A 14,329-nucleotide genomic window follows, 5' to 3' on the forward strand; every position below is an offset into this window, starting at 1 on the left:
GATGAAGGGCATCATCCTCGCCGGCGGTTCCGGCACGCGCCTCTGGCCCATCACCAAGGGCATCAGCAAGCAGCTCATGCCGATCTACGACAAGCCGATGGTCTACTACCCGCTGTCCACGCTCATGATGGCAGGCATCCGCGAGGTCCTCGTCATCACGACGCCGGAGTACAACGAGCAGTTCAAGGCCCTGCTCGGCGACGGTTCGTCGCTCGGCATGGACATCCAGTACGCCGTGCAGCCGAGCCCGGACGGGCTCGCGCAGGCGTTCGTCATCGGCGAGGAGTTCATCGGCGACGACAGCGTCGCGCTGGTCCTCGGTGACAACATCTTCCACGGCACCGGCCTCGGCACGAACCTGCGGAAGAACACCGGTGTCGACGGCGCGACCATCTTCGCCTACCACGTGGCCGACCCCACCGCGTACGGCGTCGTCGAGTTCGACGACGCGTTCACCGCGGTCTCCATCGAGGAGAAGCCCGCGCAGCCGAAGTCGAACTACGCCGTCCCGGGGCTGTACTTCTACGACAACTCGGTCATCGAGATCGCGAAGACCATCGAGCCCAGCGCTCGTGGCGAGCTCGAGATCTCCACCGTCAACGAGCGGTACCTCGAGGCGGGCAAGCTCGGTGTGCAGGTCCTCGACCGCGGGACCGCCTGGCTCGACACCGGCACGTTCGAGTCGATGATGCAGGCGTCCGAGTACGTCAAGGTCATCGAGGACCGCCAGGGCTTCAAGATCGGCTGCATCGAGGAGATCGCCTGGCGCAACGGGTGGATCGACGACGCACAGCTCGCCGACCTCGCGGCACCCCTCGTCAAGGGCGGCTACGGCGTCTACCTGAACGCCCTGCTGCAGGGCTGATGGCGTCCCGGCTCGGCCGGCTGTTCGGGCGGACCGCTGCGGCGGGAGCCGAGCGGACGGGTCGCGACGCCACCACCCGCGGTGGTGCGGTCGACGGAGCGGCCGAGCCGCGCCTCCCGGTCGACACGTCCCTCGTGACGGCCCGACCGACGGTCGCACCGGACGGGTTCGACGTCGTCGTGACCGTGCAGGAGCGGTCGTTCCGGGACGGAGCGTACCGTCCGGCGGTCGCCGCCGCGGTCGCCGCAGGCGCACGCACGGTCGTCGTCAGCGCGTACGACGTGCACGCCGGCCCGACGAGCACCTACGCGCCGGTCGAGCCAGCGGCCGACCACGTGGTCGCGCGGCGCACGGTCGCTGCGACCTGGGGCGGCGCGGTCGCCGCGGCGCGCGCGCGGCTCCGGTCCGCCACGGTCGTGGTCCAGGACGCCGCGATCACCCTCCCGGAGGGCGCCCACGCCCGGCTCGTCGCGACGGTCGGCCGGGAGGCACGGGTCGCCGTGGCCGTCGTCCGGTCGGCCGACGACGTGGTGCTGAGCGCCGGCGCGGCCCTGCCCCAGCCGACCGCCCCGGTCGCGTCGCTGCTGCGCGGCCACCCCGCCGAGGACGCCGACGGACTCGACGGCACGGCCGTCTTCGCGGCGGACCTGCCCTGCTTCGCCGCGCCCGTCGCCGCGCTCGCGGACCCCGTCCGCACCGTCGACACCCGCACCGCGGTCGCCCGGCTGACCCGCGACACCGCCGACGACCTGCACGGCGACTGTGTCCTCGTGCCGCTCGGGCGGGCCTACGGCGACCCGGCCGTCCGCGAACGGCGCTACGACGCGGACGCGGCGGACGCACTCGCGGTCTGGCGAGGACGTCGCGACGAGTGCACCGCGCCGGCGCTGGAGCGCCTGGGGTTCCTCCCGGCCCGGGGTACCGCGGACCCGGTCGGTGCGCCCGTGGCGCTCCGCGAACCCGTCGTCCGCGCCGAGCGGGGCACCGAGCGGCTGTCCCTGCGCGACCGCGGGGAACGGCTGCGCTGGTCGCTGCGGATCGCGGCGCACCCGGGGGCACGGGGGGACGACTGGGGGGACACGTTCTTCGCGCGCGACCTCGCGCGGGCGCTGCGGGATCTGGGGCAGGAGGTCGTCGTCGACCACCGCGAGTCGCACGTCCGACCCTTCTCCGAGCACCTCGACGACGTCGCGCTGACCCTGCGCGGACTCGACGACACCCCGGTGCACCCCTCGGCGACGAACGTGCTCTGGGTGATCTCGCACCCGGACCTCGTGACGCCGGCGGAGCTGGCACGCTACGACCTGCGGTTCGCCGCCGGGCCGGTGTGGGCGACGCGGGTCGCCGGGGAGACGGGGCTGCCGGTCGCGCCGCTGCTGCAGGCGACCGACCCTGCCCGCTTCCACCCGGGTGCTCCGGACGCCGCCTTCGGTGCGCTCGACGCCGCGTTCGTCGGGAAGACACGACGCGTGTTCCGGCCCGTGGTCCGCGACGCGGTCGATGCCGGGGTGGACCTCGCGGTGTGGGGCGAGGGCTGGGAGGGGCTCCTGCCCGAGGGCGTGCACCGTGGTGTCTTCGTGGCGAACGACGAACTGCCGGCGCTCTACCGGACCGCCCGGGTGGTGCTCAACGACCACTGGGACGACATGGCGCGGGACGGCTTCCTGTCGAACCGGCTGTTCGACGCCGCTGCATCCGGAGCGCTGGTCGTGACCGATCCGGTGCCGGGGGTCGACGACCTCTTCCACGGCGCGGTGCGGACGTACACCTCGGTCGAGCAGCTCCGGGAGACCGTCCGCGCGGGGGAGTCGGCGACGCTCGAGGACCGTGTGGCGCGGGGGGAGCGGATCGGTGCCGAGCACTCGTTCCGGAACCGGGCCGAGACGCTGCTCGACGCCGTCCGTCGGGCGCGCGCGGAACGCTGAGCCGCGCGCCCGACGCGGGTCAGCGTCGTTGGATGCGCCGGGCGGCATCCCCGGCTCGGTCGGCGAGGCGGACGATCCGTCGGGCCCTGACGGCGGCCAGTGCCGCCTCGGTCCGACGGTGCGCGTCGCGCTCGAACTGCACCGTCCGGCGCAGCGAGTCGGCGAGTTCCGCGCTGTCGCGCACCTCGTCCTCGAGCGCGGCGATGCGGGCGTCGCGGTCGGCGATCGAGCGCCCGAACGACCGGAGGGCCTCCAGCCGCTGCTGTGCGACGACGGGCTCCGGCGCACCGAGCGCGGTCGAGCCCGCACGGTGCAGGACCTCGGCGATGCCGTCGTCACGAGTGAAGGGTCCGCCCTCTGCCTCGTCGTCGGTCACGAAGCGGAGCGAGAAGACGGCCTCGAGCACCCCCTCCTGCAGCCGGCGCCAGTCGCGCATGCCGTGGTGCCGCGGGCTCGGCGTGAGGTCCGGGTTGTCGTCGTAGGCGCGGCCGGTGACCTCGACGCGGTGCGCGTACTGCGCCCAGGACCGCCACGGCAGGTGCAGGACCTCGAGCGCGAGGCCCTCCGGCACCGGAGCACCGTTCGCCACGCTCGCACGGTGGTTGCCCTGCACGACCGTGACCGCCGGGTCGCCGACGTGCACCGTGTTCGCGGTGGGCGGGGCGATGAGACCGACGGCCCGGAGCTCCTCGACGGACCGCTCGTCGCGCCAGTGCAGGCGTTCGATGCCGGCCCCGGACTCGGCGAGTTCGCCGGTCAGGTTGACGACCGGCACGAAGAACGCGCCGATCACCGGGTCGAGGCGTTCGAAGACCTGTCGGACGGTGAGCGTCCGGTCGACGGGCAGGATGAACTCGTCGGCGTCCGCGTTCACCACCCAGTCGGCTCCGTGCACCGACGCGGCGTCGCGGGCCATGCCGGTCACGACGGTGCCCTGCTGCTTGCGGTGGACGGGGTCGTGGCGCAGGTCGACGGTGACGTCGTCGCGTTCGGCGAAGGCTTCGAGCAGGGCGCTCGTCCCGTCCACCGAACCGTTGTCGGTGATGACGAAGACGTCGAAGCCCTGGGCGACGTGGTGGTCGAGCCAGGCGGGGATGACGTCCGCTTCGTCGCGGACCATCAGGGTGACGGCGAGGATCATGTGCTGCAATCCGAGTCGGGGGAGGGCGGGTGGGCGTGCTTCCCTGAGAGGTTATCCGGGTTCAGCGGGTCCGCGTGGCACGTGCACGGACGGACAGCGCCACGCGCAGCACCGCTCGCAGCGGCCAGAGCCACCACGCGGCGTACTTGCCGGCCAGGAAGCGGTACGCGCTCTCGTGGTGGGCGCGGCGCATCCGCTCCGAGGACCCACGCGTCGCGGTACCGCCCACGTGGGTGGCGACCGCCTCCGGCTCGTACACGTTCCGCAGGCCGAGGCGGCCGATGCGCCACCCCAGGTCGACGTCCTCGAAGTACATGAAGTAGGTCTCGTCGAAGCCGCCCAGGCGGTCGTACACGTCGCGGCGCACGAGCACGCACGCGCCGGACAGCCAGCCGGCGTCACGACGCACCGTGTGGTCACCTTCCTGCCGGTAGCGCTTCGTCCACGGGTTACCGTGCCAGACGTTCGCGAAGACCGCGTGGCCGAGCCCGGTGCGGAGCGAGGGGACGAGCCGCGCCGACGGGTAGACCGCACCGTCGGGCTCGAGCAGGCGCGGCCCGACGGCCCCGATCGTCCCGTCCGTCTCGGCGGTGGCGATCAGGCGGTCGAGCGCTCCGGGGGACAGCACGACGTCGGGGTTGGACACGAGGACCCACCGCACGTCGGGGTCGAGCGAGGCGACGGCGCGGTTCACGGCGGCCCCGTACCCGAGGTTCGCGCCGACCGCGACGAAGCGCGCCCCGGCCGTCTCGGTCACGCGGCGGAGTGCGTCGGCGGTCGCCGAGTCGTTGTCGGCGACCACGACCTCGACGTCCCGGCTGCTCGCGGCGGCGGTGGAGGCGAGGAACGCGGGCAGCACGTCGCCGGACTCGTACGACACCGTCACGATCGCGGCACGGTGGGGGACCGCACCGCCCTGCTCGGTCCGGTCGCTCATGCGTAGACCCCCAGGTGGCGCTCGGCGCAGGCGGCCCAGGTGAACTCGGCGCTCCGTACCCGCGCACGGTGCACGCGCTCCGCCCGGACGTCGGCGGGCTCGGCGAGCATCGCCGCGAGGGCGTCGCGGATGGCGTCGGTGTCCGGCTCCGTGTACGTGACGGCATCTCCGCCGACCTCGGGGATCGCGAGCCGCCGGGTCGTCAGGACGTCGCCGCCGGAGGCCATGGCCTCGAGCACCGGCAGCCCGAAGCCCTCGCCGGTGCTCGGGTAGGCGGTGACGCGTGCGGCGCCGAGCAGGACGTGGAGTTCCTCGATCGGCAGGTAGCCGAGGTAGCGCACGGGTGCGCCGGGCTCGTCGCCGACGGCGATGAGCTCGGCCCGCGCCTCCTCGTCCCAGCCGAGGCCTCCCGCGACGAGCAGCGGCGGGACGGCGGCGCCCCGACTGCGGAGTGCTCGGTGCGCGGCGAGGAGCGCCGGCACCTGCTTCCTCGGCTCGACGGTCCCGAGGAACGCGATCCAGGTGGTGTCCGGGCCGAGGTCGTGTGCGGCGCGGAAGGCCGCCGTCTCGGCGGCGGACGGCACGCGGAAGACGGTCGCGTCCACCCCGAGGTGCGCGACGACCGTCGCTCGGCGGGCGCGACCGGCCAGCCGGTCGAGCTCGGCGACCGTTGCCGCGCTCGGCGCGACCGTGCCTCGGGCCCTCCGCCGTGCGAGCCGGGTCCACGTGCGGAAGAAGGTGCGCTTCAGGCGCGAGTGCGCCGCCGGGTCGGAGAAGAACGTCGCGTCGTGCAGCGTGACGACCGTCCGGGAAGCCCGGGTCACCGGGAACGTGTAGTGCGGGCTGTGCAGGACGGTCGCCCCGGTGCGACGGAGCAGCCCCGGCAGACCGACCTGCTCCCACAGCAGCCGGAGCGGCCGCGATGCGGTCCAGCCGGGGGAGGCGTGGTACCGGTGCGTCGGTGCGAGTCCGCGCAGCCACGCGAGGTCGCCGGGCTTCACGACGACGTCGACGCGGACGTCGAGGTCGCCGAGGCCCTGCAGCAGACCGGCGATGTAGCGCGCGACGCCGCCGCGGCTCGGCGGCACCGAGGTCGCGTCGACGAGCACGGGGACTGCCCCCACGTCAGTGGACCTGGCGCTCGGTGGTCTTCGTCCAGGCGATGCCGGACTGTGTGTCCTCGTCGGCGACGACGAAGCGAGCTGCCTCGCGCTGGATCACGATGTGCTCGCCGTTCGGCTTCGCGAGGAACACGTGCACGAAGTACTGTCCGCCGCCGAGCCGCAGGTCCTGCAGGTGCCACTCGACCGTGGCGGTGCCCTCGAGGGGTGGGTAGATGGTGCCGGTGTGTCGGCTGTCGACACCGAACGCGGGGTGGCCGAGGTGGGTCTCGATCTTGATGCCCGCGCGCCACTCGGGCAGCACGGTGGTGTGCGAGAAGGTCGCGCGGACGACCAGGTCGTCGCCGTGCACGTGCTCCACACCGGGCTGCTTGCCGGGGATCTCGAGCTCGACGTGCTCGACCTTGCCCGGGGTGGCCTGCTCCTCGGGGTGGTTCGCCTCGACCTCGGCGACACGACGGTCCTCGAGGATCTCGCGGAAGTTCTTCACCGCGAGCCGAGCGGACCCCTGGAACTTGACCTCACCGTGGTGCAGGACCACCGCGGAGTCGCAGAGCTCCTGCACCTGTCCGAGCGAGTGCGAGACCAGGATGATGGTGCGGCCCTGCTCCTGGAACTCGCGGATCTTGTCGAGGCACTTCTTCTGGAACTGCTCGTCGCCGACGGCGAGGACCTCGTCGACGAGCAGGACGTCCGGGTCGGTGTTGATGGCGACGGCGAAGGCGAGCCGGACGTACATGCCCGACGAGTAGAACTTCACCTGGGTGTCGATGAAGTCACCGATGCCCGAGAACTGCAGGATGTCCTCGAAGCGGGCCTCGGTCTCCTCCTGCGTCTGCCCGAGGATCGCGGCGTTCAGGTAGACGTTCTCGCGACCGGTCAGGTCCGGGTGGAAGCCGGCACCGAGCTCGATGAGCGCGGCGAGGCGCCCCCGGCGCTCGACCGTGCCGGAGCTCGGCTCGAGGATGCCGCCGATCGTCTTGAGCAGGGTCGACTTCCCCGACCCGTTCGGTCCGAGCAGCCCGATGGTGGTGCCGGCCGGGATGTCGAGACTGACGTCACGGAGCGCCCAGAAGTCCTCGCTGTGCCGTCGGCCGGCGCGGCCGAGCGTGACGACGCGCTCCTTGAGCGAGTTGTCCTTGCGGATCGTGAACTTCTTGGAGACGTTCCGGACCGTGACGACGTCCGGGGCGCCGGCGAAGGGCGACGCGGGCGAGCCGGCGTCGGTGGTCGTGTCGTTGTCGATGCTCATCGATCAGATCTCCTGGGCGAAGTTGCCCTGCAGCTTGGCGAACACGCGCTGGCACGCGAGCAGTGCCACGAGGCCCACGACCGCGGCGATGCCGAGGCGGAGCAGCAGGTGGTCGGGGTACTGCGCGTCGTCGCCGGCGGACCAGAAGGCCCGGTGGATGCCGAGTACGGCGAGCGTGATCGGGTTGGACGTGTAGAGCGTCAGGAGCCACTCCGGCGCGCGTGTCGCGACCATCTGCCAGCTGTACACGATGGGGGAGCCCCACATGAGCAGGAGCACGAGCACCTCGACCAGGTACTGCATGTCGCGCAGGTACACGTTGAGTGCGGCGAGGAGCAGGGCGAGCGCCGTCGCCCAGATCAGGATCACGAGCGTGGCAGGGAAGAAGAACAGCAGGTCCGGGCGCCACCAGGCGAAGCCGCTCTGCAGCACCGCGGCGACGAGCAGGACGACCAGCTGCACGCCGAAGTTGAAGAGCGCGGACCCGACGCTCGCGAGCGGGTAGATCTCGCGCGGCAGGTAGACCTTCTTGATGAGCCCCGCGTTGCTCACGATCGACGCGGTGCCGGACGCCACGATCTCGCTGAACAGGCCGTACAGCGTCAGGCCGGAGAAGACGTAGATCGCGAACTCGGGGATGTTCCGCGAGGCCCCGAGGATCTGGCCGAGCACGAAGTAGTAGATCGCGAGCTGCACGAGCGGCCGGATCAGCGTCCAGGCGAAGCCCAGCACGCTGTCCTTGTACCGGGACTTCAGGTCGCGGCGGATCAGCAGGTCGAGGAGCTGCCGGTGCGCGAGGACCTCACGGATCGAGCCCACCACGGCGGACGCCGGACGCCCTGCCGGGACCATGCGTTCCTGCCGGAGGCGTTCGAACCGCTCGCTGACGATGTTGCTCATGGGTTCCTCTGTGTTCGTGCGCTGGGACGGGTGCACCGGGGCGACGGACAACTGTACAACGGTGCCCGCGTGTGCCCGGTGTGGACGTCAGCGCCCGTTCCTGCTCTCCCGCATCAGCCGGACGCGGTCCTGCACCTTGGCGCGGAGCCCGCCGACGCCGTTCTGCCGCAGGTACCAGGTCGCCAGCCGGACGTCGCGGACGACGCCGTGGCGGCTGTTCGCGATCTCGTGGAAGGCCATCTCCCGCTGGCGCGCCGGGCTCAGCGCGACGCGCGGACGGCTCCCCGCCGTGACGGATCCGGCCGGGACCGCGGCGTCGTGCGCACGGTCCGCCGCCGGCTGCGGGTCCTTGCAGAACTCCACGAGCGGTGAGAGTGCCCGCTCCCACGTGAAGTCGCTCCGGACGCGACGGACCGCGTCGCGGGCAGCCTGGGCGGCCTCGGGGTCGTACAGCATCGACTCGAGGGCTGCGGCGAGGGCGTCCACGTCGCGCTCCTCGACCGCGACACCCATGCCCTCGGCAGCGACGAGGTCGCCGAAGCTGTCGCCGTCGGTGGTGACGATCGGCAGGTTCGCCCACATGTAGTCGAGGATCCGGGTGCGGAACGAGAACGTCGTCTCGATGTGCGCGAAGTGCGTGCTCACGCCGGCGTCGGCCTCGAGCAGGTAGTTCTGGCGGTCGTCGAGCGCGACCCACTGCTCGTTGAAGAAGACGTGCTTGCCGGTCAGGCCGAGCTCGTCGCTGATGCGGCGGGTCTCCGAGACGATGGCCATCTCGGGCACGTCCGGGTTCGGGTGTGCGACGCCGAGGAAGAACAGCCGGACGTCGTCGTGGCGCTCGGCGACCTGGGCGATCGCGCGGACGAGCGACGGGGTGTCGAACCAGTTGTAGATGCCGCCGCCCCAGATGACGACCTTGTCGTCCTCGCCGATGCCCGGCGTGACGCCGCGGATCGCCTTGCGCTCGTGCTGCGGCGGCTTCGAGTCCATGCCGAACGGGGCGATGGCGATGAGCTTCTCGAGGTTGTCGTCCGCCAGGTAGTTGTCGGGGTTGACGCGACCGACCGCCGCCAGCTGACCGAGCCAGAACAGGCGCTGGCGCTCGGAGGCGCAGAGGAAGAAGTCGCCGCGCTCGAGCTGTGCGTTGATGACCTCGGTCGTGCTCGTGACCTGGTTGCGCCAGCCCACGTCGCCGTTGTCACGTGCCTGCTCGAGCTGTTCGAGGTGCATCGGGTCGTACAGGTCGACGACCATGATCTTGTTCGACCGCTGCAGGGTCGTGAAGTGGTGCAGCGCGTAGCCCTGGAAGAAGATGACGTCCGCCCACTCCTCGTGCTCCCGCATCGTCCGCTCGTGCTGCAGCGGGACACGGGCGACGTCGAAGGCGTCGGACTTGCGGTTCGCCACGTTCCAGGTGACCAGGCGCACGTCGTTGTCCGGGGCGAGGGACTCGGCGATCTTCCACGCCCGCATACCGGGGCCGGCCATCTTCTCGCCCAGGGCGTCGCCCGTGATGACGAGGACCTTCGTGCGGTGCATCGGCGCCTCGACGTCGAAGGACTCGAGGATCGCGCGGTAGCCCTCGAGGAAGTACCCGTCCTCGAACAGCGGCTTGAAGGCGTCGCCGAACAGGCGGAACACGTCCTTGTCGCTCCGGACGCGCTGCGCCTGGATCCGGCGACGCTCCTCGGACAGGCGCGGCAGGTCGGCGACGAACTGGTCGAGCGCGAAGAAACCGGCGACGGTCTCCTTCGAGATCGGCGTCAGCGGGTCGAACTCGTCGGGCGCACCCGTGAAGCGGCGGATGTCGAACTCCTGCGAGTCCCGTCCGCTCTTGGCGACCGCGCGTCGGGCCAGGAGCGCGAGGGCCGCCGGCAGGAACACGCCGAGGTTCTCCTCGGACAGGTTCTTGTAGAGCAGGTGCAGGGCGTTCCGCTCGAGCAGGTACATCTCGCGGTGGTCGCCGAACGACTTCATCGAGCCGTGGTGCTTGTGGAAGACGACCGATCGTGGCGCGAACCGGACGCGGTAGCCGAGCAGGTTGAGCCGCCAGCCCAGGTCGACGTCGTCGTAGAACATGAAGAGGCCGTCGTCGAAGCCGCCGACCTCGAGGAAGACGTCACGGCGGACGAACAGCGCCGACCCGGTTCCGAAGAGCAGGTCACGCGGCTCGTCGAAGCGGCCGTCGTCGACCTCGGCGATGTGCGCCTTGTAGCCCATCCCGAACCAGCTCAGGCCGGACTCGACGAAGTCGATGGTGCGGCCCTCCCAGTCGAGGACCTTGCTCGCCACGGCGGCGACGCGTGGGCTCGGGGCGAACCCGGCGATGCCCTCCTTCACCCAGTCCGGGTGCGGCTTGGCGTCGTTGTTGAGGAACGCGACCACGTCGCCGGTCGCCTCGCGCGCGCCGAGGTTGCTGCCGCCGGTGAAGCCGAGGTTCTCGGGGGAGACGATGATGCGGACGTTCGCCCGGTCGCCGAGCTCGGCGCGCAGACGTGCCTCGCTGTCGTCGCCGGAGCCGTTCTCGACCACGACGATCTCGAGCCGGTCGGCCGGCCAGTCCACCTCGCTGAGCCGGGCGATGCACTCGAGCGTGTCGTCCGTGCCGCGGAAGTTGATGACGACGACGGACACGCGGGGCGCGAAGGTGGACATGGGAGGACTCCGTACGTCGGCTTGCGGGGGCGCCCTCCGGGACGGAGCCCGGAAAGCGGCACCACTATACCCGGGCGCTCTCGGCGGACCGGGGGCACGCGGCCTGCGAGACTGGTCCCGTGGACGTCTCCGTGGTCATCGTCGACTGGCACCAGCCCGAGCTCACGCGGCGAGCGATCGACTCCGTGCGGTCGCAGCGGGTCGACGCCGAGGTCGAGGTGGTGCTCGTCGTGAACGAGGCGGACGACCGCACCGTCGCGGCCTACCGCGCCGACCTGCCCGCGGTCGTGATCGTCGCCGAGCCGACGAACGCGGGCTTCGCCGGCGGGGTCGCGCGGGGCATCGCCGCGGCCTCGGCACCCGTCGTCGCGCTCCTCAACAACGACGCCGTCGCCGACCACGGCTTCCTCGCTCGCGGCCTCGCCGCGCTCGCCGCAGGCGGGGACCGGGTGGCCGGGGTCGCCGCGACGGTCGTGCTCGAGGGCGGCTTCGTGCCCGTCCCCGCCGCGACGGCCCCCGGTCCGGACGACCTGGTGGGCGTCGACGGTCGACGGTGGCGCCGCGACGCCGACGGTCGCACGCTGGTGAACGGCACGGGGGTCGTGCTCGACCGCTCGGGCAACGGCCGGGACCGCGACTGGCTGCGGCCGCTGCAGGACGCCCCGGAGACCGCGCCGCTCTTCGGGTTCTCCGGCGGGGCGGTCCTCCTGCGCCGGGACGCCCTCGCCGACGTCGGGGGCTTCGACGAGTCCCTCTTCATGTACTACGAGGACCTCGACGTGTCGTGGCGGCTCCGGCTCGCCGGGTACGAGGTCCGCCACGCCCCGGACGCGGTCGTCACCCACCGTCACGCGGCGAGCTCCGGCAGCGACTCCCCGCTGGTGCGGTACCAGAGCATGCGGAACCGCCTGGCGGTCGTGCTGCGGAACGGTTCGCCGCAGATGGTGCGCCGGGTCGTCCTGCGGACGCTCGCACGGGCCGCCCGGGACCTGGTCCGCCCCGCAGGTGGACAGCTGACGCCGGCCCAGTGGGCGCGACTCGGTCGGGAGGCACCCGGTCTCGTCGCGCACGCGCGTCGCGCCCGACGTGGGGACGGCACGGGCGCTGCGGCACGTCGCGCCGTCGAGTCACTGCTCGACGCCGGCGCCTGAGCGCCGTCTCAGGATCGAGCGGGGGCGGGGTGGAGCCGCTTCCCCGCCGGACCGGCGGGGAACCGGCGGCGGTGCGGTGCGCCTCCCGGACGGGGGTCGACGCGGGGGCTGTGTGATCACTGTGACGGAGGTACAGTTTCGTGACACGTGTGGTCTGGACCGTGGACAGGGTCGTTCCGGACCGCTCCCGGAGCACGTGCTCGCTCGCACCCGTCGTCCGCCCCTCAGGAAGGCCCCCGACGTGAAGAAGCTCCTCGCCATGGCTGCGAGCGTGCTGGCGGTCGCCAGCGTGCTCGTCGGTCTGCAGGTGTCCGGTCCGACCGCATCGCAGGAGCCCGCCTCGGCGCTCAGCGGGTCGTCGTTCCAGGCCGGCAACATCATCTCCGACGCCAACTTCTACGACGGCACGGCGATGACCGCCGACCAGGTGCAGGCGTTCCTGGACAGCCAGGTGTCGTCCTGCACGAACAGCCACTGCCTGCGCAACGGGCGGTTCTCGATGAACAGCCGCGGTGGGGACGCCATGTGCTCGGCCGTCACCGGCGGTTCGTCCCTCTCCACCGCGCAGATCGTCACCCGCGTCAGCAAGGCCTGCGGCATCAGCCCCAAGGTGCTCCTCGTCACGCTGCAGAAGGAGCAGAGCCTGGTCACGAACCGCGGTCCCTCCGCTGCGGTGCTCGAGCGGGCGATGGGCTACGCGTGCCCGGACAACGTCGGCGGACGCTGCGACCCCGCGTACGCCGGGGTCGGCAACCAGATGTACTGGTCGGCCTGGCAGTGGAAGCGGTACAGCAACCCGCCGGGGACGAGCAACTACTTCACCTGGTTCAACCCGGGTGCCACCCGCAACATCCAGTACAACGTGCCCGTGTCCTGCGGCACGAAGCCGGTGAACGTGCAGAACAAGGCGACGGCCGCGCTGTACTACTACACGCCCTACACGCCGAACACCGCCGCGCTGAACAACCTGTACGGCACCGGTGACGGCTGCTCCGCCTACGGCAACCGCAACTTCTGGCGCATGTACAGCGACTGGTTCGGGAGCCCGACCGGCAAGGCGACGACCGCGAAGGGCAGCCTCGACGGGGTCTCGACGGCCTACAACGCGGTGACCGTCAACGGGTGGGCGCTGGACACCGCCACGAAGGCGGGCACGAAGGTCGTCGTCACCGCGGGGTCGGTCACCGGGACGTTCGCCGCGACCGGCAACCGACCGGACATCGGCGCCGCCTACCCGGCAGCCGGGCCGAAGCACGGGTTCAGCGCGACGCTGACGGTCCCGGGTGGGACGCAGCAGGTGTGCGTCACGGCGAAGGCCGCCGACGGGAAGAGCGACGTGTCGCTCGGGTGCCGGTCCGTGACCGTGGCGGAGGGGTCCCCGACGGGGTCGCTCGACTCGGTCGTGGCGAACCAGGGCGGGACCGTCACCCTCACCGGGTGGGCCGTCGACCCCGAGGCCAAGGGTGCGATCGGCGTCCGGATCTACCGTGACGGCGCCTACGTGACCCGCATCAGCGCCGGGACGATGCGGTCCGACGTCGCGGCGAAGTACCCGGCGCTCGGCGGCGGACACGGGTTCTCGACCACGGTCCGCACGACGGTCGGCACGCACGAGTACTGCGTGACCGGGGTCAACGTGAAGGCCGGATCGGACCGCAGGATCGGGACCTGCCGCACCGTGGTGACGCCCGGCAGCACCCCGATCGGCAAGATCACCGCCATCAAGACGACGTCGAGCTCGATCCGCGTGTCCGGTTGGGCGATCGACGGGGACTCGACGCAGTCGCTCACCGCTCGGGTGATCATCGACGGAGCCGGTCACGGCATCCGGGCCGACCGCGCCCGCCAGGACGTCGCGAAGACCTACCCGGCGTGGGGGACCGCGCACGGCTTCTCCGGCACCTGGAAGGCCACGCCCGGCAAGCACACCGTGTGCGTCCAGGTGAACGGCGTCGGCGCGGGGCCGGCGTCGGCGTCGATCGGGTGCAAGCAGGTGACCGTGACGAACGCGAAGCCGATCGGCAGCCTGGACGCCGTGACGGGTGTCTCGAAGGCGGTGCAGGTCTCCGGGTGGGCGATCGACACGGACACGCCGGCGACGTCGATCCCCGTGGACGTCTACGTCGACGGGGTCGGCAAGCGCGTCGTCGCCAAGACGTCGCGTCCCGACGTCGCCGCCGCGTACTCCGGCGCCGGCGCCGCGCACGGGTTCTCGGTGAAGCTCCCGGCGAAGACCGGGTCCCGCTCGGTCTGCGTCTACGCGATCGACTCGCAGGCGGGCGCGAACACCACGCTCGGGTGCCGGACGGTGAAGGTCCCGTAGACCGGGCGCGGACCGTGCCCGGTCCGCCCACGACGGCGGCGACGCACCTCGACGGTGCG

Annotated in this window: 10 protein-coding genes; 4 read left to right on the forward strand and 6 right to left on the reverse strand. The window is 71.9% G+C overall.

Translation table 11 applies throughout. The annotated features are described in order from the left end of the window. Window position 1: 1 nt before the first annotated feature. Both rfbA and ACIQFY_RS07635 read left to right on the forward strand, forming a co-directional pair. The gene (rfbA, locus tag ACIQFY_RS07630) at window positions 2-865 is read left to right on the forward strand and encodes a glucose-1-phosphate thymidylyltransferase RfbA (RefSeq protein ID WP_066655026.1); all 864 of its coding nucleotides are present in this window, start codon (window positions 2-4) and stop codon (window positions 863-865) included. Beyond that, window positions 865-2,790 carry a glycosyltransferase gene (locus ACIQFY_RS07635; protein ID WP_400339146.1) on the forward strand — a complete coding sequence of 642 codons (1,926 nt, stop codon included), beginning with the start codon at window positions 865-867 and terminating at the stop codon, window positions 2,788-2,790. The genes rfbA and ACIQFY_RS07635 overlap by 1 nt, the downstream gene beginning before the upstream one ends. A gap of 19 nt (window positions 2,791-2,809) precedes the next feature. Here the strand turns inward: ACIQFY_RS07635 and ACIQFY_RS07640 are convergent, their stop codons facing one another. From ACIQFY_RS07640 to ACIQFY_RS07665, 6 genes are all read right to left on the reverse strand, one after another. Continuing rightward, window positions 2,810-3,931 (reverse strand): glycosyltransferase family 2 protein, encoded by a 1,122-nt coding sequence (locus ACIQFY_RS07640; protein WP_400339149.1) that lies wholly within the window; start codon window positions 3,929-3,931, stop codon window positions 2,810-2,812. 61 nt (window positions 3,932-3,992) lie between these two features. Beyond that, window positions 3,993-4,868, reverse strand: a complete 876-nt coding sequence (locus ACIQFY_RS07645; protein ID WP_326495528.1) for a glycosyltransferase family 2 protein — start codon at window positions 4,866-4,868, stop codon at window positions 3,993-3,995. Next, on the reverse strand, window positions 4,865-5,992 hold the full coding sequence (locus ACIQFY_RS07650; protein WP_400339152.1) for a glycosyltransferase family 4 protein: 1,128 nt from the start codon (window positions 5,990-5,992) through the stop codon (window positions 4,865-4,867). The genes ACIQFY_RS07645 and ACIQFY_RS07650 overlap by 4 nt, the downstream gene beginning before the upstream one ends. A gap of 1 nt (window position 5,993) precedes the next feature. Then, on the reverse strand, window positions 5,994-7,241 hold the full coding sequence (locus ACIQFY_RS07655; RefSeq protein WP_326495530.1) for an ABC transporter ATP-binding protein: 1,248 nt from the start codon (window positions 7,239-7,241) through the stop codon (window positions 5,994-5,996). A 3-nt stretch (window positions 7,242-7,244) separates the two neighbouring features. Continuing rightward, window positions 7,245-8,141: an ABC transporter permease gene (locus ACIQFY_RS07660; RefSeq protein ID WP_066655013.1), complete on the reverse strand. Its 897-nt coding sequence runs from the start codon at window positions 8,139-8,141 to the stop codon at window positions 7,245-7,247. 87 nt (window positions 8,142-8,228) lie between these two features. Further along, complete coding sequence (locus ACIQFY_RS07665) at window positions 8,229-10,796, reverse strand: glycosyltransferase (RefSeq protein WP_400339156.1); 2,568 nt, start codon at window positions 10,794-10,796, stop codon at window positions 8,229-8,231. Between the two features lie 119 nt (window positions 10,797-10,915). Between ACIQFY_RS07665 and ACIQFY_RS07670 the strand changes: the two genes are divergently transcribed. After that, window positions 10,916-11,947, forward strand: coding sequence for a glycosyltransferase family 2 protein (locus ACIQFY_RS07670; RefSeq protein WP_326495532.1), 1,032 nt, complete (start codon window positions 10,916-10,918; stop codon window positions 11,945-11,947). 241 nt (window positions 11,948-12,188) lie between these two features. Next, entirely contained in the window at window positions 12,189-14,270 is a 2,082-nt protein-coding gene (locus ACIQFY_RS07675) for a hypothetical protein (RefSeq protein WP_400339159.1), read from the forward strand. The last annotated feature ends 59 nt before the right edge of the window (window positions 14,271-14,329 follow it).

It is taken from the genome of Curtobacterium sp. NPDC092190, from assembly GCF_044755625.1.
Lineage (GTDB): Bacteria > Actinomycetota > Actinomycetes > Actinomycetales > Microbacteriaceae > Curtobacterium.

What these genes read in the sequence shown, in the direction of transcription:
- rfbA (WP_066655026.1), top strand. Translation starts at nt 2, where the DNA reads ATGAAGGGCATCATCCTCGCCGGCGGTTCCGGCACGCGCCTCTGGCCC.
- ACIQFY_RS07635 (WP_400339146.1), top strand. Translation starts at nt 865, where the DNA reads ATGGCGTCCCGGCTCGGCCGGCTGTTCGGGCGGACCGCTGCGGCGGGA.
- ACIQFY_RS07640 (WP_400339149.1), bottom strand. Translation starts at nt 3,931, where the DNA reads ATGATCCTCGCCGTCACCCTGATGGTCCGCGACGAAGCGGACGTCATC.
- ACIQFY_RS07645 (WP_326495528.1), bottom strand. Translation starts at nt 4,868, where the DNA reads ATGAGCGACCGGACCGAGCAGGGCGGTGCGGTCCCCCACCGTGCCGCG.
- ACIQFY_RS07655 (WP_326495530.1), bottom strand. Translation starts at nt 7,241, where the DNA reads ATGAGCATCGACAACGACACGACCACCGACGCCGGCTCGCCCGCGTCG.
- ACIQFY_RS07660 (WP_066655013.1), bottom strand. Translation starts at nt 8,141, where the DNA reads ATGAGCAACATCGTCAGCGAGCGGTTCGAACGCCTCCGGCAGGAACGC.
- ACIQFY_RS07665 (WP_400339156.1), bottom strand. Translation starts at nt 10,796, where the DNA reads ATGTCCACCTTCGCGCCCCGCGTGTCCGTCGTCGTCATCAACTTCCGC.